Raw genomic sequence first — 25709 nt, forward strand, 5'->3', positions numbered from 1 at the left:
ATATTTCGGCTAGGGGTTAGCAAGGTGTCTGTGCACCCTTGCGCGAGTACCACCACCAGGTCACGGCGATGCAGCTCAGGTAGTAACTAATGAAGATGTACATGGCGACTTCCGGGCGACCTGACTCGGTCATCGAAGTGGCAAATGCAATTGGAATAAAGAAGCCACCGAATGCGCCTACAGCCGAGGTAAAACCGATGACCGCAGCAGACTCTTTACCGGCCTCTTGCATTGCCAATGCTTGCTCCGCCTGACTTTTACCAGCGCTCCAGCGCTGGTGTAGCGTGCGGAAAATCACTGGAATCATGCGGAAGGTCGAACCGTTACCAATACCGGTAGTGACAAACAACAACATGAACATGACGAGAAAGCCGTAGAAGCTGCCTGGACTGTTTTCTTGCGGCAAAAAATGCAGCACGCCCAAGACCGCAGCGATCATCAACACGAAGTTCCAGAAGGTCACCCGAGCGCCGCCCATGCGATCAGATACCCAGCCGCCAAGTGGTCGTACCAGCGCGCCGACAAATGGCCCCAAGAAGGCAAACTTCAAGGCATTGACCTCAGGAAATGAGGTTTTGATCAACATTGGAAACGCCGCAGCAAAGCCAATGAATGAGCCAAATGTCGCCAAGTACAGCCAGCACATAATCCAGTTGTGCTTGCGCTTGAAAATAATCGACTGCTCGTTGAATGAAGCCTTGGCGCTGCTCAGGTCATTCATGCCAAACCAAGCGGCAAGCGTGACCAAGACAATCAGCGGAACCCAGATATAGCCCGCGTTTTGCAGCCATAACTGAGTGCCGTCCTTGAGTTCTTGAGGCGCACCAGCAATGCCGCCAAACAGGCTGAAACCAATGACCAAAGGCACGGAGAACTGCATGACAGAAACACCGAGATTGCCCAGGCCCGCGTTCAGCCCCAGCGCCATACCTTGCTGTGACTTGGGGTAGAAAAAACTGATATTAGACATTGATGACGCGAAGTTGCCGCCACCGAAACCACAGAGCAATGCAATCAGCACAAACACGCTGTACGGGGTATCCGGATTTTGTACCGCGATCCCCATCCAGATGGCTGGAATCAACAGTGAAGCGGTGCTGATTGCTGTCCAGCGACGGCCCCCAAAGACCGGCACCATAAATGAATAAAACACCCTGAATGTCGCACCAGAGAGCGCAGGCAGAGCGGTCAACCAGAACAGCTGATCAGTACCAAAGTTAAAACCAATGGCATTGAGGCGCACGATCACCGTGCTCCAAACCATCCACACCGCAAACGCCAGTAACAACGCGGGGATCGATATCCAGAGATTACGGGTGGCCACCCGCTTGCCGCAGCTCGCCCAAAACTCGGGGTCTTCTGGGCGCCAGTCATCGATAACCGGGCCAACTTTATTCACCTGTACAGCTCTAGCTGCTGAGGAATCGTGAGATGTAGTCATAACAAGCGTCCTTTAACTATCAATTCGCTGGCCGTCTGAGCGCGATTGGCTCTGGCCCATAAGAGGAGCTGTGCGTACTTCGCTTAGGTACATCCATATCAAGGAGACCCAGACCACGCCGTACATCAACATGAAGCAAGATGAGCGCACGCCCGTCAGGTCAACCAGCGCGCCAAACAATATGGGCAAGACAAAGCCGCCCAAGCCTCCAGCCAAACCGACGATGCCGCTAACGGCGCCGATGTCATGAGGGAAATCATTGGAGATATATTTGAAGACCGAGGCCTTGCCGAATGCGAAGGCAATGCCGAGGGCAAACATCAGCACGGTGAACATCCATGCATTGAGCCCGAGGTGAAAACTCACGGGGCCGTTTATGGTTTGCACAGTCAGATCGGTTTGCGGGTAAGACAAGATGAACAGGCAGATCCAACTGACCCACAACACCCACCAGGTAACGCTGTGCGCGCCCCACTTATCGGACATCCAGCCACCCACTGCGCGGAGGATCCCGCCCGGTAACGAAAAGCAGGCGGCGAATAACGCTGCGCGCTGCAGGCTGAAACCGTATTCGTTGACATAAAACTCGGTCATCCAAAGCGCCAACGCCACATAACCGCCAAATACGATCGAGTAGTACTGGCAGTAACGCCACACGCGAGGGTCTTTAAGTGAACGCAGTTGGGTGCGCAGAGGCACGCTACTGGCAACGTGATGGGCTTTGTTGTCAAAGGTCAAAAACCAAAACAACAAAGCGGTGATAAACATGATGGCCGAATACACTTTCGGCACCATTTGCCAGCTCGCGGCAGCAATAATTGCAGGCGCCAGAAACTTGGTCAGTGCTGCGCCTGCATTACCTGCACCGAACAAGCCCATGGCGAAGCCTTGGGTGGATGCTTCAAACCATTTAGCGACGTAGGCAATCCCCACCGAAAACGAGCCGCCTGCCAGCCCGACAAATAAACCCAGCAACAGAAACTGCCAGTACTCGGTGGCGTGGCTGATGAGGTAGATGGGTAAAACGCACACCAGCATCAACACAAAGAACACCAGCCGACCGCCGAAGCGATCAGCCAACAAACCCAGCGGCAAACGCACCAACGACCCGGTCAGAACCGGGGTTGAAGCCAGCAGCCCAAACTGGGTCTCACTCAGATGCAGCATCTCTTTAACCGGCACACCAAGTACCGCAAACATCATCCAGATCATGAAGCAGATGGTGAAAGCAAAGGTACTCATTGTAAGTACGAGATTTTGCTGGGTTTTTAAGCTTGTCATCAGACGTCTACATATCGAACGGTTCTTGTAGACTAGATATCGCTGGGACAGCCCATATGACCTACATCAATAACTCTTATCTCTGTCGAGTCAAAATTTTGCTAAAATACCCCGAAAGAGGTAGCCAATAAACCCATAAATTATTCAATAAATTCATATAGTTACACAATTACTCCAAAACTCATGCACTACATCTTTCACAGCAAACTATTTAGAGGTAATTGCCATGAGACGCACGCATTGAGACGCTGGTTTAAGCACTCATTACCTGCCAAAGCAGCTTTGGCAGTGACACTTATCACGGTACTGGCGTTGAGTAGCGCGCTGAGCGCCGTGGTGATCGCTAGCATCAGCAAAGATGATGCTGCAGCTATCAATGCTGCGGGTTCATTACGCATGGCAACCTATCGACTTATCTGGCGCCTGGATACCGCTGCGCCCCGCTCAACCATCAACAATTTAAAAGCGGATATGCAACAACGGCTTGCTAGCCCGGAACTGCGTCAAGTGGCGGAGCGACAGGTGGATTCAAGCACTGCCCTAGCGTTCCTGGCGATCAACGAGCACTGGCAAAACGTCGTACTGCCAGTGCTGGATCACAAAACTAAAAGCGTCTTCATTGCTGAAGCTGAACATTTCGTACTGCAACTTGAAAAGTTTATCGACCAGCTTCAGCGGCAAAGTGAAAATCGTCAAAAATGGCAGCAAGGCATTCAATGTGCAGCACTGATGCTGACAATCTTGATTTTGCTAATTGGCTTACACCAATTAAAGAGCAGCGTGATTCGCCCGCTCAAGCAACTGGTAGATAGTGCTCGCCGCTTTAGTCGTGGCGACCTGAACGCACGCATTACCTATCGCTCCGAAGACGAACTCGGTCAGATGGCGGAAAGCTTCAACGCCATGGCCGAAGTTATAAAACAGTCCCACCTCAACCTTGAAGACCGGATCAACGAAAAGACCCGCGACCTGGAACAAACCAACTCGACACTGCAAATGCTCTACCAGAGCAGCCAAAGCCTGGCCACCAATGCAGCGAATATCGAGCAACTCAATAACTTGATCGACCGCTTTCAACAACGCTTCAGCAACCTACACCTGACACTGCGCCTGCATAAAAGCGCCAGCAGCAAGCGAGCACAACAAATTATCCTGCGCGGCAACCAACAGCGTGAAACTTGCCCCGACAGCAACTTGAGTGATGACCCACTCAATCAACACCCGGCAGTTTCCGTATTTGCGATCACTTCGCAGGGCGTCCGTTTGGGTGAGTTAAGGGCAATATTCAGTGATGGTCACGCCTTGCGCACCTGGGAAACTGAACTGATTCAAGCACTAGCCAACCTGATTGGCACCTCACTGTCACTTGAACAACAGCGCGAACAGGAAAACCGACTGTTACTGCTCGCAGAGCGCGCCACAATCGCCCGTGAGCTGCATGATTCCCTGGCCCAAGCATTGTCTTATATGAAGCTGCAAGTCAGTCGAATGAACACCTTGATCAAACGCCAAGAACCCACGCAACACCTACTGGAAGTCAATGAGGAATTGCGTGATGGGCTCAATAGCGCATACCGGCAATTACGTGAACTGCTCACGACATTTCGCCTGAAGATAGACGGCAGTGGGCTCGAGAACGCCCTTAAGCAAACGGCAGAGGAGTTTGCCCAACGAGGCGCCGGAAAGGTAATTCTCAACACACCCTCCCTAGCTTTCAGCCTGAGTGCTGCCGAACAGATCCATTTACTGCAAATCGTCCGCGAAGCCCTATCCAACTGCGCACAGCATGCTGTAGCCGACCACGTGTGGGTGACCATTAGCCAACACGGCGAGTTTGTCCGGCTGCTTATTGAAGACGACGGCTGCGGTATTGATAGTGATTATGACCAACGCCAGCACCATGGTTTAAATATCATGCGCGAGCGTGCACAAAGTATTGGCGGCCAGTTCAGTGTTGCTTGCCGGGAAGCAGGAGGAACCCGAATAGAGATGCAATTTAAAGCCGTGTTTTTCAGCGGGTGTGCAACGGAGACCTCAGCATGAACCAAGCCTTCTTTACCCTATTACTGGTTGACGATCACCCGATGATGCGCCGGGGAATACGCCAATTAATTGAGCTTGAAGCTGACATGCAAGTCGTTGCTGAAGCGAGTAACGGCTACGATGCTTTGCTCATGGCCGAACAACTCAAGCCGGATCTGATTCTGCTGGATAATAATATGCCGCAACTCAACGGCATCGAAACGCTCAAACGACTGCGCGAGGCTCACTACAAGGGAAAAGTGCTGATGTTCACTGTGTCAGATGCCCAAGAAGATGTCAGTGATGCTCTGCGCTTGCAAGCCGACGGTTTTTTACTCAAAGACATGGAGCCCGAGCAATTAATCGAGCAGCTCAGACAAGCACTGAGCGGGAACCTGGTCATCAGCCCGGCGCTTACGCTTACCCTCGCGAGCGCTCTGCGCCCTAGCTCACCGGATAACGCGCGCAACCTTACGCATCGCGAACAACAAGTTTTAAAGATGATCGCTACCGGTTTAAGCAACAAAAAACTTGCTCATAAACTTGGCATTAGTGAAGGCACAGTAAAGGTTCACGTAAAAAATATTCTGCATAAGCTGGGTGTAAGCTCACGAGTTGAAGCAGCTGTCTGGGCGCTTGAGCATGACAAATAGCAACGCCTCACCAAGCAAACATCATGCTCTTGGCCAGAACCACAATAATCAACATTTGCGTCAGCACGCTGTAGTGAATCAGCTTCGAACGCCATGGTGTAGCGCGGCCAGTACGTAGCAACCAGACCACAAAGATGAAATGCCCAAGAATGCTAAGTGCGAAAGCGATTTTCAGGCTCAGTAAAAAACTAAAACTGCTGGCAAATGGTTGCGCCAGGATGCCGCGATAATTCCAGGCCAAGGCAATACCCGCGCCGTACAGCACAAGCACAACCCAATGCATCACCTTGCGCGCCCGCACTCCTAGCGCAAAGCTCAACTGTGCGCGAGCCTCATCTGATAGCTGGCGACTGGCACGACTGACAATCATCACCTCAAAAAACACACCGCCAATAAAGAATGCGGCAGCACCTAGATGCAGAATTTTGATCAGCAAATAGCTCACAGCATCTCCTTATCCTGGATGTCCATCAGCACGCGTCTTGCACAGCATTGGGCCGTAGCAACAGACATACTGGGCGAAAGCCAATGTCCAGAAAACAGCCGCAATATTGAGTGCTGGCATGTACCAATACCCCACTGCAAACACCCGGGCGACGGCCCCCAGATTGAGCCATATAAATGCGAGGGCAAAACCTTTGGGGAGCGTTAAAGTGCGCCCCGTATGACCCAGTGAAACTCGCGCGATCATGGCAAGGATTAAGCCGCCGATGCTGCCAACGGTCAACGCATGTAATGCCGGGCTTGGATTAGCGAGCAAACCCATGTGCCACAACGCCATCCCCGCACAGGCGACGATCAGCCAGGCATAGGCTAAATACAACGACCACAGCAACGGCACCTGCAACACACCGGAATCAAACCAGTTCCAGATTCGGACCGAATGCGCAACAGTCACAAGCAAAAACAATCCGCCGATCCATAAATGCGCCTGCGTTGCCCAACCTAAGGCCTCAACTACTGCGATCAAGAGACTGACGGTTAACAGCGCCCAGTCTAGCCACGGCCAAGTTTGGGCTGGCGCTAACCGGCCCAAACCTTTCTGGGTGAAAAATGGAATCACTCGCCCGCCAATCAACCCCATCAACCCAGCAATCAGCCATGCAGCAGCCAAGGCGCCCTGACGTTGTAACTCTGGATTCTCCATACTCAAGCCATAAAGATTGAGAGTTTCAGCCAGCAGAAAAAACACCAGCACAACGACAATCGGATAATTACGCGTTTGCTTCACCGCCCCCAAGGCTTTCGCCATGCTCACAATGACGAGCAACATAAACAAAAGGTTTATAGGGATTAACAGCCACAACGGCGCACTCAGCAACCAGCAAAAACGTCCCAGCAACCAAAGGGCAATAAGCACTGCCAGCGGCTTGCCCCTCAAACCAGGACGCCCAGTCCAGGTTTGTACAGCAGTCAAAAGAAAGCCGGTGATGATGGCCCCTGCAAACGCAAAAACCATTTCATGCTGATGCCACCCCAGCCATCCACCAACCGGTTGCCAGCCGTTGAAGGTGCCGTGTATCGCTAGCACCCATAAAGGAACAGCAACCATCGCTAGCAGACTGCCAAACAAGAAAAAGCCTCTGAACGCCAAACGAAACAATGGCGCAATGGCCAGTGCTTTACGCTTATCAAGTATCTGCATTTGGTCTACCGCCCGACCTGTTAAACCCTCAAGAATGCACCGTATAGCCTTTTTTTTGCTCCCCTAGATGATCTGAGTCAAGGCATGTGCTTAAACTTGCTAAGCGCTGTATATATTCAGCAATCCTTAAGGTTTAGTTTTTATTATTAAAAGATTATTTAACCTGATGAGCCCAGACTATGACTTGGAAAAACACCGAACACCGCTATGGAAGCCTGTCTATAAGCCTGCACTGGCTAATGGTCCTTCTATTTATTGGGGTCTACGCCTGCATCGAGCTCAAAGGTAACTTCCCCAAAGGTAGCGACACGAGAGAGCTGCTCAAACAATGGCACTTCATGCTTGGCTTGTCGGTTTTTGCTCTGGTCTGGCTTCGCTTGCTGGCACGCTTGATCGCTCCGACACCTAAAATCGTACCGGCGATCCCGCAGTGGCAAGCAATACCTGCTCAGCTTATGCATTTAGCTCTTTATGCCCTGATGATAGGGGCACCCCTTGCTGGCTGGATCATCCTGAGCGCAGCAGGCAAACCAATCCCGTTCTTCGGCATGGAGCTGCCTGCTTTAGTGGCTAAGAATCCAGATTTAGCCAAACAAGTGAAATACTGGCACGAACTGGCTGGCACGACGGGCTATTGGCTGATTGGTTTGCATGCCGTAGCCGGTATTGCTCACCACTATCTTCTGCGCGACAACACCCTCACGCGCATGCTGCCGCAACGCGGCCAGCAATAACGACACACCGCCAACTGGCCCGGCCGGAGTTGCTCTGTGCCGGGCGCAACTTACAGACAATGTGAATCAGACTGTAAGCCCTGCCCAGTTAATTGCCCGCTAGCGCAGCTTCGATCTTGGCAATGTCTATTTTGGTCATGTGCATCATGGCTTCGAATGCGCGTTTAGCGGCAGCCGGGTCAGGATTGGCTATCGCCTCGGACAGTACACGCGGGGTGATTTGCCATGAAAGCCCCCACTTATCCTTACACCAGCCACAGACGTTTTCCTGACCGCCATTTCCAACAATTGCATTCCATAAACGGTCTGTCTCAGCTTGGTCGTCGGTGGCAACCTGAAACGAGAACGCCTCGCTATGCATCACTCCCCCGCCACCATTGAGCCCGAGACACGCAACCCCCATCACTGTGAAGGCAACAGTCAGGACATCGCCTTGCTGACCTGCCGGATAATCCGCGGGCGCACGATAAACAGTGCCTACGGCGCTATCCACGAATGTTTCGGCATAGAACCTTGCGGCCTCCAACGCATCGCCGTTATACCAAATACAAACGGTATTCTTGCAAATCATCTTGGCTCTCCAGCTGATATCTGAGACAGATATTCTAGTCAACGCCTGCAAGTGATCTGCTCTAGTTCCAGACAATGCGATAACTGGCGCGGTCAGCCTCAGCAGCCGGTTTTAACGATAATTGACAACGGCAACCGCCCGTCACTAGCTCAGCACCAATAATTGCCAGCGAATACACTGGAAAACTGCACAAAGCGCCGCTAGAATTGCGCACTTTTTGATCAATGGACATGCTTCGTGTCCGCCGCTCGTAGCCAGAGGTTTGCCGCATGTCCACCACCGCTCCTAAAGTCGGATTCGTTTCACTGGGTTGCCCCAAGGCCCTGGTGGACTCCGAGCGCATCCTGACCCAGTTGCGTATGGAAGGTTACGAGGTCGTGCCGACCTACGAAGACGCCGACGTGGTCGTGGTCAACACCTGCGGTTTTATTGACAGTGCAAAGGCTGAGTCGCTGGAAGTGATTGGCGAAGCCATTGCTGAAAACGGCAAGGTAATCGTCACCGGTTGCATGGGCGTTGAAGAAGGCTCAATCCGCGACGTCCACCCGAGCGTGCTTTCGGTTACCGGCCCGCAGCAGTATGAACAAGTGGTTAATGCCGTGCATGAAGTCGTGCCACCGCGCCAAGATCATAATCCGCTGATCGATTTGGTGCCGCCACAAGGCGTCAAGCTAACGCCGCGTCACTATGCCTATCTGAAGATATCCGAAGGCTGTAATCACAGCTGCAGCTTCTGCATCATTCCGTCAATGCGCGGCAAGCTGGTCAGCCGACCGGTTGGCGAAGTGTTGAGCGAGGCTGAGCGCTTGGTTAAAGCTGGCGTCAAAGAGTTGCTGGTTATCTCCCAAGACACCAGCGCCTATGGCGTTGATGTGAAGTACAAAACCGACTTCTGGAACGGCCGGCCGGTTAAAACCCGCATGACCGAGATGTGCGAGGCGCTCTCCAGCCTAGGCGTTTGGGTGCGTTTGCATTATGTGTACCCGTACCCGCACGTCGACGAGTTGATCCCGCTGATGGCGGCTGGCAAGATCCTGCCGTACTTGGATATCCCGTTCCAGCACGCCAGCCCAAAAGTGCTCAAGGCAATGAAGCGCCCAGCTTTTGAAGACAAAACCTTGGCGCGAATCAAGAATTGGCGTGAGATATGCCCAGAGCTGACCATTCGCTCGACCTTTATTGTCGGTTTCCCCGGTGAAACCGAAGAAGATTTCCAGTACCTGCTCAACTGGCTGACCGAAGCCCAACTCGACCGTGTGGGTTGCTTCCAGTATTCCCCGGTTGAAGGCGCCCCGGCCAACCTGCTCGATGATCTGGTACCGGACGATGTGAAGCAAGATCGCTGGGATCGCTTCATGGCGCACCAACAAGCTATCAGCACCGCCCGCTTGCAGCTCAAAGTCGGTAAAGAGATGGATGTGCTGATCGATGAAGTCGACGACCAAGGCGCCGTAGCCCGTTGCTACGCCGATGCCCCGGAAATCGACGGCAGCGTATTTATCGCCAGCACAGACGTAAAACCGGGCGATAAAGTCCGGGTAGTCATTGTCGATGCAGACGAATACGACATGTGGGCTGAGCTGGTTTAAATCCGTGTACGCTTAAGCCAAGCACCATGAAAAAGCCGCGATTATCGCGGCTTTTTCATGGCTGGCATTCGCCAAAAACAGTTATTTTTTGCAATCGGGCTCGCTGGTGAAGGTCTTCGATACATCGACCAAGCCCAAGTGCTCGATTGTGCTCCGGCCAATCAGCACGGGATAGTTCATCTTGCCACGGTTTTTCAGTGAGAACTGTTCCTTGTACACCTGATCACCAATGCACATGCTCATCATCACCACCGGACGACGCTCTGAGCCACCGGCACCGCGCACTTTAATATTGCGCACGACTTTGCGTTCAACCTCCATGGTTTTCAGCTTGCCGGTATCAGTGTCTTCCAGCTCAACATTAAAACGTACCCATTCGTCGCCATCTTTGCTAAACCGGTCTAGGTCCTTGGCATCCATTGATGAGGTCTTGGCGCCAGTGTCGAGCTTGATCTTGACGGCGATGCCTTCCGGCTCGATCTCGCCTTCCTCTACCCAACCAAAAACCTTGGCCGACTGAGCTGCAACTACCGGCCCAGCGAGGCCCAGTGCGAGAATTGATACGGCTAGTGCTTTTATGTACGACAATTTCAAAGTGACGCCCTCATTGAGTGAACACCGAAACACTGTGCGCGCTGACCTGTGAAAACTTTGTGATACACAAGTGAACGGTGCTTAAGCAAGAATGCTGCTGGACGACATGACAAGAGATGATCGAAACCCTCTCTTGTCATGCGTCTGTTGCAGGGCCGCGCCAATGAATAGACAAGCACTATTGGTAAATAGCTCCCTTGCGCAGCCGCCGGGAGCCGAGGCGTTTAGTTCTGCGGGTTCTCTTTGACCTTAAACCAAGCGGCATACAGCGCAGGCAAGAACAGCAGAGTCAGCGCGGTAGCGACAATTAACCCGCCCATAATCGCCACCGCCATTGGTCCGAAGAAGATGCTGCGTGACAACGGAATCATTGCAAGCACCGCCGCCAACGCAGTCAAGGCGATGGGACGGAAACGCCGCACAGTGGCGTCGATAATCGCGCTCCAACGATCTTGCCCGGAGCTAATGTCCTGCTCGATCTGATCAACCAGAATCACCGAGTTACGCATGATCATGCCCGACAGCGCGATGGTGCCGAGCATGGCGACGAAACCAAACGGCTGGTTGAACAGCAACAAGAACAAGGTCACGCCAATCAACCCCAGTGGCGCGGTGACAAACACCATCGCCGTGCGCGAGAAACTTCTCAGTTGCAACATCAACAGGGTCAAGACCACCACAATAAACAGTGGCATACCGGCATTAACCGATTTCTGACCTTTGGAGGCGTCCTCAACCGTACCGCCAACATTGAGTAAATAACCTGAAGGCAGCTCTGCGCGAACCGCGTCAAGTGTCGGCAGTATTTGCGCAATGATGCTTGAAGGTTGCTCTTTGCCGTATACATCTGCGCGCACAGTGACCGTTGGTAAACGCTCGCGGTGCCAGATGATGCCTTCTTCAAAGCCGTACTCAAGGGTTGCAACCTGCGACAACGCAACATTCTTGCCGCTACTGGTCTGGATCGCCAAACTCGGCAGCAAATCCAAGCTACGTCGTTCCTGATCAGTCCCGCGCAGCAGTATTTCGATCAACTCATCATCTTCACGAAACTGGCTAACGGTCGTACCGATCAGGGTTCCACGCAGGAAGTTAGCGATATCCTCAGAGGTAATGCCCAGCGCTCGGGCACGATCCTGATCAATATTGACCCGCACGACTTTGCTCGGCTCTTCCCAATCGAGATGCACGTTAGTCACATACGGGTTTTCACGCACTTTGACTGCGACCTGACGCGCTAGCGCCCGCACCGTATCAATATGCTCACCCGAGACGCGCAATTGAATCGGATAACCCACTGGCGGGCCGTTTTCCAGACGCGAAATACGCGTGCGCAAGGTCGGAAACTCCTCGTTCATGGTTTTAATCAACCAGCTGCGAATTTCCTCACGTTGCTCGATGTTTTTAGTCAGCACGACAAACTGGGCAAAGCTGGCAGCCGGCAATTGCTGGTCGAGTGGCAGGTAGAAACGTGGTGAACCGCTGCCCACATACGCCACAAAGTTCTCAATGCCTTCATGGTTTTGAAGCAACTTTTCCAGGCGCTTGGTTTGTTCTTCGGTGGCGCGCAGGGAAGCACCTTCAGCCAATTTCAAGTCGATCATCAACTCAAGGCGATTCGAGGCAGGGAAGAACTGTTGCGGCACCAGTTTGAACAGCCCCAACGACACCACAAACATGCATGCGGTTACCGCAATCACGGTTTTACGGTGACGCACACACCAAGTGACAGCGCGCCGCACCCGCTGATAAAAAGGCGTTGCATACGGATCATGTCCTGCTGCACTACCACCATGCTTTGCTGCATGCAGCTTGGCCAGATCAGGCAAAAATTTGGCGCCCAGGTACGGAACAAAAACCACCGCTGCAATCCACGAAACCAGCAGTGCAATTGACACCACCTGAAAGATTGAACGCGTATATTCGCCCGTTCCTGATTGCGCGGTGGCAATCGGCAAGAAGCCTGCGGCGGTAATCAAGGTGCCGGTCAACATCGGAAAAGCGGTGCTGGTCCAGGCGTAACTAGCCGCCTTCACCCGGTCGTAACCCTGTTCCATCTTGATCGCCATCATCTCAACCGCAATGATCGCGTCATCCACAAGCAAGCCAAGGGCAAGCACCAGCGCTCCCAAGGATATTTTATGCAGGCCGATGCCGAGGTAGTACATGGTCGCGAAAGTCATAGCCAGCACCAGAGGTATCGACAGTGCTACCACCAAACCAGTGCGCAAGCCTAATGAGAAAAAGCTCACCAGCAGTACGATAATCAATGCCTCGGCCAGCACCTGAACAAACTCACCAACGCCTGTTTTAACTGCTGCCGGTTGATCGGACACTTTGTGCAACTGCATGCCAGCGGGCAAGGTTTGCTGGATTCGGGCGAACTGGCTCTCCAGCGACTCACCAAGCTGCAGGATATCGCCACCGTCCTTCATGGACACCGCAATACCCAGCGCCTCTTCCCCCATAAACCGCATGCGTGGCGCCGCAGGATCATTGAAACCCCGCTTGACCTCAGCCACATCGCCCAAGCGAAAGGTTCTTCCGGCAACACGCATTGGGAAATTACGGATTTCTTCCGGGGTTTTGAATCGACCCTCCACCCTTACCTGCACACGGTCAGTCGGTGTTTCAAAGAACCCGGCGGTGGTCACCGCGTTTTGCTGATTAAGCGCTTGTTGCACTGCGGCCAGCGATAATCCCAGAGTCGCGGCTTTGGTATTCGACAGCTCAATCCAGATTTTTTCATCCTGCAGGCCGAGCAACTCGATCTTGCCAACGTCCTTGACCCGTTGCAGCTGCAATTGAATACGGTCGGCGTAATCTTTCAGAATCGGGTAATCAAAGCCTTTACCGGTCAACGCATAAATGTTGCCAAAGGTATCGCCAAATTCATCGTTGAAAAACGGCCCTTGAATGCCCTGCGGCAAGGTATGGCGAATATCGCCTACTTTCTTGCGGACTTGGTAATACAGCTCCTTCACTTCATCAGGTTTGAGGTAGTCGCTGGCTAAAAAGGTAACTTGCGACTCTCCCGGACGCGAGTATGAAATCAGCTTTTCGTACTCACCAGTTTCCATCAGCTTCTTTTCAATGCGGTCAGTCACCTGTCGCGAAACTTCTTCGGCTGAAGCGCCGGGCCAGTTGGTGCGAATCACCATCGCCTTGAACGTAAAGGGCGGATCCTCACTCTGGCCAAGCTTGGTGTAGGAAATTGCGCCGATGACACTCAGCAAAAGCATGATGTAAAGGACGATCTGACGGTTATTCAAGGCCCAACGCGAGAGGTTGAAATCCATGGAGTTACTCCTTCGCCGTCAACTTGATCGTGCGGTTGTCACGATCCAGCGGCTCGACTCGCTGCCCCTCCTGCAACACTTGTGTGCCAGCCGCGACAACCCAGTCATCAGCCTTGAGTCCAGCCAGAACTGGCACAGAGTCGTCGCTATAAGGGCCAATACGCACAGGGGTGCGTTTCAAGGTCAGGCTCTGCGGATCAACCAGCCAGACATAAGGCTCGCCAGCATCTGCGGTTAATGCTGAGAGTGGAATAGCCAGTGCAACCTCTCCTTCACGGGCAATAAACACCCGAGCACTCTGGCCCAACTCAGCAGGCACTTCTCCAGCGTTTAACGTCACTCGAGTGGCGAAGGTGCGTGATTGGGCATCAGCTGCCGGAGACATTTCGCGGATCTGACCTTTAAAACGTGTTCCCGGCTGCGACCACAACTCAACGCTGACTTGCTGACCTACGCGATAGCGCCCAAACGCCTGCTCTGGTAAATCGATACGGACTTCACGCTCACCATCGGCCGCCAAAGAGAAGACCGTTTGCCCCGCAGCGACAACCTGGCCAACCTCAACAGCACGCTGAGCGATGACCCCATCCTGCGAGGCCTCCAATACGGCGTAACCACTTTGGTTATTGGCGACATTAAAGTCAGCCTGGGCTTGCTTCAGACGTGCAACACCCGCGCGATACAGGTTTTCCGCATTGTCATACTGCGAGCGGCTGACCAGTTGGCGGCCTTGCAGGGTTTTGTAGCGGTCGCGCTCAGCTTTGACTAATTGCAGATTAGCTTCGGCGGAAGTTACCCGGGCCCGGGCCGACTCAAGCTGCAAACGCACATCTTGCGGGTCAAGCTCAGCCAGTGGCTGGCCTTTCTTGACGCGGTCACCGACATCCACCTGGCGCTTGATCACCTTGCCGCCAATCCGAAATGCCAGGTCGGGTTCATAACGTGCACGCACTTCACCCGGATAGATATCTTGTCGCGCACTGGAAGGCACTGGCTGGACCACCATCGCCGGACGTATCACCGGCTCGGCTTTTTCACCATTACCGCACGCGGCAAGAACAGCCAAAAGACTTAAGGGAAGTGCAGCTCGCAAGACATACTGGAACATGACCGATGGCCTTTGAGGAAAGTTTTAGAATATTTATACTGACGGGTATAGTATAAATACCAAACTCACCAGTCCAGTATTAAAAATCGCCAATGCCAAACAAGTTGTTACAACCAAACGGCCCAGGCCGCCCCAAAGACCTCGCAAAACGCAGCGCCATTCTGGAGGCGGCGAAGACGCTATTTCTGCGCAACGGCTACGACGGTAGCAGCATGGATGCAATTGCTGCAGAGGCAGGCGTGTCAAAGCTCACGGTCTACAACCACTTCACCGATAAAGAGACGCTGTTCTCGGCGGCGGTCAAAGCAAAATGTGAAGAGCAAATACCTGAATTGCTGTTTGAGTTGCCCGACGAAACCCCGATCGAAACCATATTGCTTAAGGTTGCACTCGCCTTTCATACACTGATCAATAGTCGTGAATCAGTTGAGCTGCACCGGGTCATGGTCAGCCTGAGCGGCCAGGACACCAAGCTATCGAAGCTGTTCTTCGAGGCGGGCCCCCAACGTTTGCTCGATGCCATGCAGCGCTTGCTGGAACGCGCCAATGCCAGCGGCAAGTTAAAAATCGACAATCCACATATCGCCGCGGATCAGTTTTTCTGCCTGATCAAGGGCGGCGCCAACTTTTGTGTCTTGATAGGTTTGGAGGAGGCTCTTGAGGGCGATGCGGCTCTGGAACACATCCAGCAGCATGTCGCCATGTTTATCCGCGCCTATAAAGTAGATTAAGCAGGCACGAATGAGCTGTTACTTGTCTGCTGCAACGAGCTTTTTCAACGGATAGATATCATACCGGCTGGACTTGCCCTCAAGCGCGTAACCGGGCTTAGCGCCCTCAACGACCGGCGCTTTACGCGGGCGTTTGACCACCACTCGGTGGCTGGCCAATTGCAACGCAGCAGCCAGCAAAGCAGGGGCATCCATATCATCCCCCACCAGCGGCCGGAATACCCGCATTTCCTTTTTGACCAAAGCGCTTTTGTCGCGATGCGGGAACATCGGATCAAGGTAAATCACCTGCGGTCGCTCACCCTGCCAATCATTCATCAAGCTAATCGCGTTACCGACAAACAACTGCATACGCGCAGTAATCAGCGCTACATCAGGATCGCGCTCGGCTCGTGCCAAGCCATCTTCAAGCAGCGCGGCGATTAGTGGCTGACGCTCAATCAGGCTCACAGTACAACCCAAGCTTGCCAGCACGAACGCATCGCGCCCAAGCCCAGCAGTTGCATCCAGTACTAACGGGCGCACACCCGACTGAATCCCCACGGCCTTGGCAATCATCTGGCCGCTCCCGCCGCCAAACAAACGCCGATGCGCAACCGCGCCATCAACAAAATCTACACGTATTGGCCCTGGTGCTTGCGGGCCAAGTTCGGCGAGTTGCAAGCCGCTGTCCGCCAGTTGCAAAGCAAATGCTGCCTCACCCTCTTGCGGCAAGCCCAACCGCACTGCCCATTGCTCAGCGGCAACCATCAAATGGGGGGCCAGTGCATCCATACGGACCGTAGTGCTGGGTTTTTCTTCACTCATTTGCATTTGCTCATCTGCATCTAAATTGGGCTTGGTTACGCAAAAAAAGACTGGCGCTAAACCGGCCGCTATTTTGCCAGAGCCATCCGGGGAAAGGTGAGTATCTGAATAACTCCCTTGTGCGCACTCGCCTCTATCGACTCGCGGAACGCATGGTCTTTAAATTATTTCAGTCAACTCTGTAATAAACCCGTACGTCCTATCTCTCTATTACCAAGCGCGCCAAACCAAATGGGGAGGATTCCTTGTCCCTGTCTTGAGTGGCAGCGCGCTCACGGCGATAGCCACATTCATCGCCAATCCTGAGTTTGAGTACATGCATCCAACGAACGGAGATTCACCTTTATGAATGTCAAGACCCGTACTGTTTCCGCAGCTAGCCTCGCACTCGCATTGGGCGCAGCTGTGGCACTGTCTTCTGCCGTAGTCACAACTGCACATGCCGCCGACAACGAAAAATGCTTCGGTATTTCTCTGAAAGGCAAAAACGATTGTGCTGCAGGTGCTGGCACTACTTGCGCAGGCACTGCAAAAACCGACTACCAAGCCAACGCCTGGAAATACGTTCCAACTGGGACATGTGAAAAAACTGAGTCGCCAACTTCACCAACTGGCTTTGGTCAGTTGACTGAGTACAAGCCAAAGGCTTAAGCACTGACGATTAGGAGCGCTGCACATGACATTGTCCCCTTTACCGCATGTAAGCAGCGCTTCTGATATACACCTGACCCTGCCCGTTCGAGCAGGGCTAGGTTTAAAAAATCAGCACATCCCGCAGATTCTCAACGGAAAAACCGATATTGGTTTTTTTGAAGTGCACGCTGAAAACTACATGGTTGCCGGCGGGCCATTTCACAATCATCTAACGCAGATTCGTCAGCGCTACGCCTTGTCGATTCACGGCGTCGGTTTATCGATCGGGGCTGAACACGCTATCGACGAAGACCACCTAGACCGCCTGGCTGAGCTACTCAACCGTTACCAACCACACTCCTTTTCAGAGCATCTTGCCTGGTCAAGCCACGGCGAGAATTTTTACAACGATCTGCTACCGGTTCCTTACGACCAAACTACACTGGCGCGCGTTTGTGAGCACATTGACCGTGTCCAAGAACGCTTGCAACGGCGCATGCTTCTAGAAAACCCCTCGACTTATGTTGAGTTTGCCAACTCCAGCATGAGCGAAACCGATTTCATCCGCGCAGTCGTCGAGCGTACCGGCTGCGGCCTGCTGCTCGATGTCAATAATGTGTATGTATCGTGTGTCAATCACAACTGGGACCCGCAGCAATACATTGCCAACCTGCCACTTGCAGCTGTCGGTGAAATACATTTGGCTGGCTTCGCGGAGGATCAAGACAGTGCCGGTAGCCGCCTGTTAATCGACGCCCATGGCGCACCAATAGATAACGCAGTCTGGTCGCTCTACCGCGACGTTCTTAGCCGCACCGGCCCATTGCCAACATTGATCGAGCGCGACAACGATATTCCGCCTCTTGCTGTGCTGCTTGCAGAAATGCAACAGGCCGAAGATTTATTAGCACAGCACACACAACGGCTGGAGCGGGCATGAGCATGGGCTACCAGCAGGAGTTTTCTAGCGCACTTATCAATGCTGAACAACCTTGTCCTACCCAGCTAAAAACCTGGAATGGCTCTGACATCAGCAGTCGTTTTGCGGTGTATCGCAACAACGTTATCAGTTCATTGATCAACGCGCTTGCCGATAATTTCCCCGTGGTATTGCAGTTGGTCGGCGATGAATTTTTCCGGGCGATGGCCAATGTGTTTGTTCGCGAGTTCCCGCCACAGACGCGAATCTTGACCTTTTACGGGGCTGGTTTTGCCCGGTTTATCGAGGTATTTCCACCTGCTCAAGGCCTGCCCTATCTTGCTGACGTGGCACGCCTTGAGTTTGCCCGCATTCAGGCTTATCACAGTGCTGATGTGGCAGCACTGGGCCCTGAACAAATTGGCCAAGTGTTAAGTCAGCCCGAAGCCCTTGAACGAATGACTTTTACCCTGCATCCATCACTTACGGTACTTAATTCTGCCCACGCGATTGTCTCGCTGTGGGGCGCGCATCAGGGCCATATTGATATTACGCAGGTCAATCCAAAAAAACCTGAACATGCCTTGATATTGCGTAACCAACTGGATGTTGAGGTGATGCATATATCAGCTGCTGCTGCACTGTTTCTTGGCGCGCTGATGGAACGACAACCACTTGCGGCTGCTGTCGAATATGCCCTCGCTTGTGAGCCAGACTTTGACCTTTCCCCTATTTTTGGCCACCTGATTCAAACAGGTGCAATTACCCGATATAGCGTTTCCAACTCTGCCGCCTAACAAGGATGCTTCATGATTAATTTACCCAACCAACAGGCTTCAGCGCCGGTACGTATTATCAGCAGCGCGATCGATTTGCTGAAAAGAATCCCTTACAGCCTGATTGCATTTATCGGGCGATTCTCTATCGCTGCCGTGTTCTGGAAATCCGGACAGACAAAAATTTCCGGCCTTGAAATCGATATTGTCTCCGGCACATTCGTTTTCGGTGTTCCCTCACTCTCCCCTTCGGCAATTCCACTATTCACGGATGAATATAAATTGCCTTTTTTATCCCCTGAATTTGCTGCCACGCTATCTGCATGCGCGGAGCACTTTCTACCCGTGCTGATCCTGTTTGGGTTTGCCACGCGCTTTTCAGCCCTGGGCTTGCTGGTGATGACACTAGTGATTCAGCTGCTGGTTTATCCGAGCGCTTATCCAACTCACGGGGTATGGGCTGCGGTGTTCTTAATGCTTATAAGCAAAGGTCCTGGCATGTTATCGCTGGACCACTTGATTGCACGTCGCTATGGCTACAAGCATTAAAAAACGGTTAGAGTAGTTAAATGAACCTGTTGATTCGGCATGCGCTGCGCATCTTGATCTGCCTGACACTGGCCTTTAATGGTCTGGTGCAAGCAGATGTGCGCCTACCGTGCCCAATGAACGAAGGCAACACGGTGCAGCACGACGCTATGGAGTGCTGCGCAGAGCAAATGGACATGGCCGAGAAGTTCTGCAAGAGCGGCCTCGAATGCCAAGCCAATAGCATCATGGTTCAAGTTCTAAGCTTTAAATCCCCTGCAAATTTTGCTCATCAGCCAGTTGTATCGGCGCAAACCGATTTCATAGCATCAACGGCCCCCGATAGCGTTTGGCGCCCTCCCCGGGCCTGATTCCTTTTCTATGTATTGAGTTCCAGCCGGATCCATAGCGATCACGGTTGGGCGCTGCGTGCTCGGCTACCGGTTATTCAGGTGCAGCACTCGGCGTGACCTCCACATGATTGGAATCGCCACAATGAAATTTCGATATGCATGCCTGCACAAATTGCTGTGGGCACTGGCGACTGTGCTATCGGGGCTAGCCAGCCATGGCGCCTATGCGCTGTCACTCGCAGAAGCCATGCGTGAGGCCGAACGTGATGCACCGTCACTTGCGGCCCAAGCCGCACAAGTTGAAGCAGCAAGAAACGACGCGATACCTGCGGGCGAGCTGCCCGACCCCAAACTGCTCCTTGGTTTGCAAAACTATCCTATCAACGGCCCTGATCGTGGCGAGCTGCATGCGATGCCGATGACATCAACAAAAATCGGTGTGATGCAGCAAATGCTCAACGGCGATAAGCGCAAAGCACGGGTTGATAGGGCTCAGGCCAGCGTCGAACGGGCAAAGATTGAAGAGCAGATCGAACGCTTGAATGTACGCCGCGAAACGGCGCTGGCATGGATATCGACTCTGGCTGTCGAGCGTAAAATTGCTCTGTTCAAGACCCTCTATAGCGAAAACCAGTTGCTCAGCAAAGCGGTTCAAGCTCGCCTCGCTAGTGGCAATGGGCAGACTGCAGACACCATTGCACCGCAAATGGAAGCAGCGCTGCTTGAAGAGCAAGAAGACCAGTTACGCCAAGACCTTGCGCTACAGCGTGCCGCATTGCGGCGCTGGGTCGGGGGGCGCGCAAATGAAAAGCTGACCGGGCAAATGCCTAACTGGCCTGTCGACTCGCAGTACTACAAACACAACCTGGAACGTCACCCTGAGCTTGCAGCCTTCGCATCAATAACCAGCGAGGCACAAGCGCAATTGCGTGAAGCCAAGGCTGAAAAAAAATCCGACTGGAGCTGGGAAGTCGCTTACCAGAATCGCGATCAGGATTTCGGCGACATGGTCAGCCTGCAACTCAGTATTGATCTGCCAATTTTTAGCGCTTCACGGCAGGACCCCAAAATTGCCGCACGTAGCTCCAAGCTGAGTCAAATCGAAGCTGAGCAGGAAGCACAACTGCGCCTGCACACTCAACAGCTAGAGGACGACCTGGCTAGCTATCAACGTCTGGACCGTGCATTTAAACGCAGCCAGACAACCTTAATTCCACTGGCCAAAGACAAAGTAAAGCTGTCGATGGCGGACTACCGTGCCGCCCGCAACCAGTTATCAGTCGTTATCAGCGCCCGCCAAGAGCTTATCGAGGCACAACTCAAACAGATTGATATCGAACAGCAGCGCGCACTCACCAGCGCCCGCCTGTATTTCACTGACATGGAGGCAGGCCTGTGAGCACTAAATTTTATCAACGCTTGATCATCACCAGTTTATTGCTTGCTATCGGCGCAGCGGCTGGCTACTGGTTGGCAAGCCTGCCAGCCGCAGGCAACGCTATGGCCACAGAGGAGTCTGCTGAAACTACCAGCGCAGAGAAGAAAGTACTGTACTGGTATGACCCGATGTTCCCGCAGCAGAAGTTTGATGAACCCGGTAAGTCACCCTTCATGGACATGCAACTGGTGCCCCGTTACGGCGACGAAGATGGCGAAGCCGCGGGCATCAGCATCGACTCAAGCGTCACCCAAAACCTGGGGATGCGCCTGGCTGAGGCAACATTGGGCTCGATTAATCGAGAAATACAGGCATCGGGCACCCTGACCTTGAATGATCGCGATGTTGCGATCCTGCAAGCACGCAGCATGGGGTTTGTAGAGCGCGTCTATGCACGCGCGGCACAAGATGTAATACCGGCTGGAGCGCCGTTGGCGGACATATTCGTGCCTGAATGGGCCAGCGCCCAAGAAGATTACCTGGCACTGCGCAACAGCGGTGCGGGGAGTCTTATCGCTGCTGCCAAACAGCGAATGCGGCTGGTCGGCATGCCAGCAGGGCTCATTAGCAAAGTCGAACGCAATGGCAAGTTACACGCGGTATGGACAGTTACCAGCCCGATCGCCGGAGTGATTGAACAGCTCGATGTTCGTCAGGGCATGACTGTGGCCGCCGGCATGACCCTCGCGCGAATAAACGGCTTAAGCAGCGTTTGGCTGGATGTAGCGGTTCCTGAAGCACAAGGTGCAAGCTTGGCTGCTGGCCAATCTGTTGAGGCCCGCCTGCCCGGGCTTGCCAGCGAGGTGATCAAAGGTCGTATCAGCGCAGTTTTGCCCCAGGCTGACTTGCGATCGCGCACACTGCGCGTGCGCGTCGAACTGGATAACCGTGACGGCAAACTGCGCCCGGGGCAAACCGCCAACGTGCGTCTTGCGCAGACCTCAACAACTCCCGTTTTACTGGTACCAAGCGAAGCGGTTATCCGCAGCGGCCGACGTGCGTTGGTGATGCTGGTAACCGAAAAAGGACGCTATCAAGCCACGCAGGTATCGCTGGGCCAAGAATCTGGCGAGCAGATCGAGATCACCCAAGGCCTGGAGGCGGGTCAGAAAGTCGTGGCCTCCGGTCAGTTCCTGCTCGACTCGGAAGCCAGCTTACGCGGCATCGAGATCACAGCGCTTGGCAATCCACAAAACAATGCGATAAGCCCTGCATTGCACCCAGCGGAAGGCAAAATCGTCAAGCTTGGGCAAGACAACATTACCCTCGCCCACGGCCCATTCAAGACATTGGCGATGCCCGGCATGACCATGCAATTCCCAGTCGCAAGCCCTCAACTACTTGAAGGGTTGCAGGTTGGAGATTCCGTACGAGTCGCGGTAAGCGAAGGCGATAACGGCTTACTGATTGAGCAAATAGAGCCAATGAAAATGGAGATGCAACCATGATCGCATCACTGATTCGTTGGTCGATCGGCAATCGTTTTCTGGTATTGCTTGCCACTATCTTTGCCACTGCCTGGGGCGTTTGGGCGGTACAGAACACCGCAATCGACGCCCTGCCCGACTTGTCCGATGTGCAGGTGATCATCCGCACCCCATACATCGGGCAAGCACCGCAGATTGTCGAGAATCAAGTCACCTACCCGCTGACAACAACCATGTTATCGGTGCCGGGGGCGAAGACTGTTCGTGGTTATTCGTTCTTCGGTGACAGCTATGTTTATGTGTTGTTCGAAGATGGTACAGACCTGTACTGGGCGCGCTCACGGGTGCTTGAGTATCTCAGCCAGATTCAGGGAAAACTGCCTGAAGGGGCTAAGCCATCACTCGGTCCTGACGCGACTGGAGTCGGCTGGATCTACCAATATGCGCTGGTCGATCGCAGCGGTAAGCACGACCTCAGTCAATTACGCTCACTGCAGGATTGGTTCCTCAAGTTTGAGTTGAAAACCCTGCCCAATGTTGCCGAAGTTGCCAGTATCGGCGGCATGGTCAAGCAATACCAAGTCCAGCTCGATCCACTGAAGATGGCGAGCCTGGGCATCACTCAACGCGAAGTGACAGATGCAATCAGCCTAGCGAATCAAGAGACTGGCGGTGCAGTTATGGCCATGGCCGAGACCGACTTTATGGTCAGAGCCTCGGGCTATCTAGAAAACCTCAATGATTTCCGCACAATACCGCTACGCCTGGATGCCAACTCAGTCCCGATTACCCTGGGCGATATTGCCAGCATTCAAATCGGCCCAGAAATGCGCCGCGGCATTGCTGAGCTTGATGGCGAAGGTGAAGTCGCTGGCGGGGTGGTGATTTTACGCAGCGGCAAGAATGCTCGCGAAACACTGACGGCGGTGCAGAACAAACTCGACTCACTCAAAGCCAGCCTACCGCCCGGCGTGGAGATTATAACCACCTACGATCGCAGCCAACTTATCGACAGAGCCATCGACAACCTTAGCTTCAAGTTACTCGAAGAATTCATCGTGGTGGCCTTGGTCTGCCTGATATTTCTTTGGCATCTACGCTCATCAATGGTGGCAATAGTTTCACTCCCGGTTGGCATTTTGATCGCATTTATCATCATGCAGCAGCAGGGGATTAACGCCAATATCATGTCTTTGGGCGGTATCGCCATCGCAATTGGAGCCATGGTCGATGCCGCCGTGGTGATGATCGAAAACGCGCACAAAAAGATTGAGCTATGGCATGCCAAACACCCCGATCAGGAGCTACGCGGCGAGCAACATTGGCAAGTTATCTGTGATGCCGCCGTCGAGGTTGGGCCAGCGTTGTTTTTCAGCCTGCTGATCATCACCCTCTCGTTCATTCCGGTATTCACCCTGCAGGCGCAAGAAGGTCGTTTGTTTGCGCCACTGGCTTATACGAAGACCTACTCGATGGCTGCGGCTGCCGGCCTGTCGATTACGCTGATTCCGGTACTGATGGGCTACTGGATTCGCGGACGGATTCCCAGTGAGCAAAAAAACCCGATCAACCGCTGGTTAATCAACATCTACCAACCAGCACTGGACGCGGTACTGCGCAAACCCAAAGCCACCTTGGTTGTTGCTGTGCTGGTATTTCTCAGCGCGGCATGGCCAGTGTCGCAACTCGGTGGCGAGTTCTTACCGCCATTGGATGAGGGCGATCTGCTCTATATGCCGTCGGCACTGCCCGGCTTGTCCGTGCAAAAGGCTGCCGAACTGCTGCAACAAACCGATCGGCTGATTAAAACGGTGCCTGAGGTCGCACGGGTATTTGGTAAGGCCGGCCGTGCCGAAAGCGCCACCGATCCGGCCCCGCTGGAAATGTTTGAAACCACTATCCAGTTCAAGCCGCGTGATCAGTGGCGCGAAGATATGACCGCCGAAAAACTGATTGAAGAGCTCGACCGTGTTGTTAAGGTGCCAGGGCTTAGCAATATCTGGATTGCGCCGATTCGTAACCGCATCGACATGCTTGCAACCGGTATTAAAAGCCCGATTGGGGTCAAAGTGGCTGGCCCTAATCTGCTGCAAATAGACGAGGTGACCCAAGCCGTTGAGAAGGTTGCAAAACAGGTCGATGGCGTCAGCTCAGCGCTCGCAGAACGTCTCACTGGCGGGCGTTATATCGATGTCGACATAAACCGTCAGGCAGCGGCCCGCTACGGGCTAAACATTGCTGACGTACAGGCCATCGTCGCCAGCGCCGTGGGTGGCGCCAATGTCGGCCAGACCATTGAAGGACTGGCCCGTTATCCAATCAACGTGCGTTACCCACGTGAATGGCGCGACTCGTTAAGCCGCCTGAAAACCTTGCCGATCTACACCGCACAGGGCAGCCAGATCACCCTCGGCAGTGTTGCCGAGGTGACGATTACAGATGGCCCGCCAATGCTCAAAAGCGAGAACGCACGCCCTTCCGGCTGGGTTTACGTTGATGTACGGGGTCGCGACTTGGCATCAGTGATGGCTGATCTGCGTAGCGCGATTGATCAACAGGTAAGCCTGCAACCAGGCATGAGCTTGAGCTACGCCGGGCAGTTCGAGTTCCTGCAACGGGCCAATGAGCGCATGAAATTAGTGGTGCCAGCAACGCTGATGATTATCTTGGTGCTGCTCTACTTAACCTTTTCACGCTTCAGCGAAGCATTGCTGATCATGGCCACACTGCCCTTTGCGCTAACTGGCGGTATCTGGTTTCTGTATCTGCTCGATTACAACCTCTCGGTCGCCACCGGCGTTGGCTTTATCGCTTTGGCTGGAGTTGCCGCCGAGTTTGGCGTGATCATGTTGCTGTACCTGAAAAACGCCTGGCTGGAGCGCCTTGAGCAGGGCCGAACTGGTCAAAGTGCTTTGATCGAAGCGATTCGCGAAGGCGCAGTGCAACGCGTGCGGCCAAAAGCGATGACGGTGGCGGTGATTATTGCGGGCTTACTGCCGATCATGTGGGGTGGCGGTACCGGCAGTGAAGTCATGAGCCGTATCGCCGCGCCAATGATTGGCGGCATGATTACCGCACCGCTGCTGTCGTTGTTCGTAGTGCCGGCGGCATACTTGTTGATGAGAAGAAGCAAGCCGCAAGGACTCCCCCGTGACTAACG

At 53.5% G+C, this 25709-nt stretch carries 22 protein-coding genes; 13 read left to right on the forward strand and 9 right to left on the reverse strand.

Translation table 11 applies throughout. The features are described from left to right. Nucleotides 1-16 precede the first annotated feature (16 nt). Together ACN0UH_RS05630 and ACN0UH_RS05635 are read right to left on the reverse strand one after the other, a co-directional pair. Entirely contained in the window at nucleotides 17-1441 is a 1425-nt protein-coding gene (locus ACN0UH_RS05630) for a NarK family nitrate/nitrite MFS transporter (RefSeq protein ID WP_417661137.1), read from the reverse strand. Between the two features lie 12 nt (nucleotides 1442-1453). Then, the gene (locus ACN0UH_RS05635; protein WP_417661138.1) at nucleotides 1454-2722 is read right to left on the reverse strand and encodes an MFS transporter; all 1269 of its coding nucleotides are present in this window, start codon (nucleotides 2720-2722) and stop codon (nucleotides 1454-1456) included. Nucleotides 2723-2962: 240 nt separating this feature from the next. Here ACN0UH_RS05635 and ACN0UH_RS05640 point away from each other — a divergent pair, with 240 nt between their 5' ends. Further along, on the forward strand, nucleotides 2963-4765 hold the full coding sequence (locus ACN0UH_RS05640; protein ID WP_417661139.1) for a HAMP domain-containing protein: 1803 nt from the start codon (nucleotides 2963-2965) through the stop codon (nucleotides 4763-4765). After that, entirely contained in the window at nucleotides 4762-5397 is a 636-nt protein-coding gene (narL, locus tag ACN0UH_RS05645) for a two-component system response regulator NarL (protein WP_417661140.1), read from the forward strand. Before ACN0UH_RS05640 ends, narL begins: the two co-directional genes overlap by 4 nt. 7 nt (nucleotides 5398-5404) lie before the next feature. Here narL and ACN0UH_RS05650 read toward each other — a convergent pair whose 3' ends face one another. Continuing rightward, on the reverse strand, nucleotides 5405-5842 hold the full coding sequence (locus tag ACN0UH_RS05650; protein ID WP_417661141.1) for a CopD family copper resistance protein: 438 nt from the start codon (nucleotides 5840-5842) through the stop codon (nucleotides 5405-5407). A 9-nt stretch (nucleotides 5843-5851) separates the two neighbouring features. Continuing rightward, entirely contained in the window at nucleotides 5852-7042 is a 1191-nt protein-coding gene (locus ACN0UH_RS05655; protein ID WP_417661142.1) for an NnrS family protein, read from the reverse strand. A gap of 179 nt (nucleotides 7043-7221) precedes the next feature. On the opposite strand from ACN0UH_RS05655, the gene ACN0UH_RS05660 reads away from it, so the two are divergent. Beyond that, the gene (locus ACN0UH_RS05660) at nucleotides 7222-7776 is read left to right on the forward strand and encodes a cytochrome b (protein ID WP_417661143.1); all 555 of its coding nucleotides are present in this window, start codon (nucleotides 7222-7224) and stop codon (nucleotides 7774-7776) included. Between the two features lie 88 nt (nucleotides 7777-7864). Here ACN0UH_RS05660 and ACN0UH_RS05665 read toward each other — a convergent pair whose 3' ends face one another. Further along, on the reverse strand, nucleotides 7865-8347 hold the full coding sequence (locus ACN0UH_RS05665; RefSeq protein WP_417661144.1) for a VOC family protein: 483 nt from the start codon (nucleotides 8345-8347) through the stop codon (nucleotides 7865-7867). A gap of 269 nt (nucleotides 8348-8616) precedes the next feature. On the opposite strand from ACN0UH_RS05665, the gene rimO reads away from it, so the two are divergent. Next, on the forward strand, nucleotides 8617-9936 hold the full coding sequence (gene rimO, locus ACN0UH_RS05670) for a 30S ribosomal protein S12 methylthiotransferase RimO (protein ID WP_417661145.1): 1320 nt from the start codon (nucleotides 8617-8619) through the stop codon (nucleotides 9934-9936). 81 nt (nucleotides 9937-10017) lie between these two features. On the opposite strand, the gene ACN0UH_RS05675 is transcribed toward rimO, so the two are convergent. The 3 genes from ACN0UH_RS05675 to ACN0UH_RS05685 form a co-directional block, all read right to left on the reverse strand. Continuing rightward, nucleotides 10018-10530, reverse strand: a complete 513-nt coding sequence (locus ACN0UH_RS05675) for an ATP-dependent zinc protease (protein ID WP_417661146.1) — start codon at nucleotides 10528-10530, stop codon at nucleotides 10018-10020. Nucleotides 10531-10754: 224 nt separating this feature from the next. Continuing rightward, complete coding sequence (locus tag ACN0UH_RS05680; RefSeq protein ID WP_417661147.1) at nucleotides 10755-13829, reverse strand: efflux RND transporter permease subunit; 3075 nt, start codon at nucleotides 13827-13829, stop codon at nucleotides 10755-10757. A 4-nt stretch (nucleotides 13830-13833) separates the two neighbouring features. Beyond that, nucleotides 13834-14937 (reverse strand): efflux RND transporter periplasmic adaptor subunit, encoded by a 1104-nt coding sequence (locus ACN0UH_RS05685; protein ID WP_417661148.1) that lies wholly within the window; start codon nucleotides 14935-14937, stop codon nucleotides 13834-13836. Between the two features lie 92 nt (nucleotides 14938-15029). Between ACN0UH_RS05685 and ACN0UH_RS05690 the strand changes: the two genes are divergently transcribed. After that, nucleotides 15030-15668, forward strand: coding sequence for a TetR/AcrR family transcriptional regulator (locus ACN0UH_RS05690; protein WP_417661149.1), 639 nt, complete (start codon nucleotides 15030-15032; stop codon nucleotides 15666-15668). An 18-nt stretch (nucleotides 15669-15686) separates the two neighbouring features. Here the strand turns inward: ACN0UH_RS05690 and ACN0UH_RS05695 are convergent, their stop codons facing one another. Then, entirely contained in the window at nucleotides 15687-16442 is a 756-nt protein-coding gene (locus tag ACN0UH_RS05695; RefSeq protein WP_417661448.1) for a class I SAM-dependent methyltransferase, read from the reverse strand. Between the two features lie 378 nt (nucleotides 16443-16820). On the opposite strand from ACN0UH_RS05695, the gene ACN0UH_RS05700 reads away from it, so the two are divergent. The 8 genes from ACN0UH_RS05700 to ACN0UH_RS05735 all read left to right on the forward strand — a co-directional run bounded on the left by ACN0UH_RS05700 (nucleotide 16821) and on the right by ACN0UH_RS05735 (nucleotide 25707). Beyond that, complete coding sequence (locus ACN0UH_RS05700; RefSeq protein ID WP_417661150.1) at nucleotides 16821-17126, forward strand: DUF2282 domain-containing protein; 306 nt, start codon at nucleotides 16821-16823, stop codon at nucleotides 17124-17126. A 25-nt stretch (nucleotides 17127-17151) separates the two neighbouring features. Further along, nucleotides 17152-18048, forward strand: a complete 897-nt coding sequence (locus ACN0UH_RS05705) for a DUF692 domain-containing protein (protein ID WP_417661151.1) — start codon at nucleotides 17152-17154, stop codon at nucleotides 18046-18048. Further along, on the forward strand, nucleotides 18045-18824 hold the full coding sequence (locus tag ACN0UH_RS05710) for a DNA-binding domain-containing protein (protein ID WP_417661152.1): 780 nt from the start codon (nucleotides 18045-18047) through the stop codon (nucleotides 18822-18824). The genes ACN0UH_RS05705 and ACN0UH_RS05710 overlap by 4 nt, the downstream gene beginning before the upstream one ends. Before the next feature lie 12 nt (nucleotides 18825-18836). Continuing rightward, the gene (locus ACN0UH_RS05715) at nucleotides 18837-19352 is read left to right on the forward strand and encodes a DoxX family protein (protein ID WP_417661153.1); all 516 of its coding nucleotides are present in this window, start codon (nucleotides 18837-18839) and stop codon (nucleotides 19350-19352) included. 20 nt (nucleotides 19353-19372) lie between these two features. Next, nucleotides 19373-19702: a hypothetical protein gene (locus ACN0UH_RS05720; protein WP_417661154.1), complete on the forward strand. Its 330-nt coding sequence runs from the start codon at nucleotides 19373-19375 to the stop codon at nucleotides 19700-19702. A gap of 124 nt (nucleotides 19703-19826) precedes the next feature. Beyond that, complete coding sequence (locus ACN0UH_RS05725) at nucleotides 19827-21083, forward strand: TolC family protein (RefSeq protein ID WP_417661155.1); 1257 nt, start codon at nucleotides 19827-19829, stop codon at nucleotides 21081-21083. Beyond that, nucleotides 21080-22570: an efflux RND transporter periplasmic adaptor subunit gene (locus tag ACN0UH_RS05730; protein ID WP_417661156.1), complete on the forward strand. Its 1491-nt coding sequence runs from the start codon at nucleotides 21080-21082 to the stop codon at nucleotides 22568-22570. The genes ACN0UH_RS05725 and ACN0UH_RS05730 overlap by 4 nt, the downstream gene beginning before the upstream one ends. Further along, complete coding sequence (locus tag ACN0UH_RS05735; RefSeq protein WP_417661157.1) at nucleotides 22567-25707, forward strand: efflux RND transporter permease subunit; 3141 nt, start codon at nucleotides 22567-22569, stop codon at nucleotides 25705-25707. The genes ACN0UH_RS05730 and ACN0UH_RS05735 overlap by 4 nt, the downstream gene beginning before the upstream one ends. The last annotated feature ends 2 nt before the right edge of the window (nucleotides 25708-25709 follow it).

The sequence above is a fragment of the Pseudomonas sp. genome (assembly GCF_048265905.1).
GTDB lineage: Bacteria > Pseudomonadota > Gammaproteobacteria > Pseudomonadales > Pseudomonadaceae > Aquipseudomonas.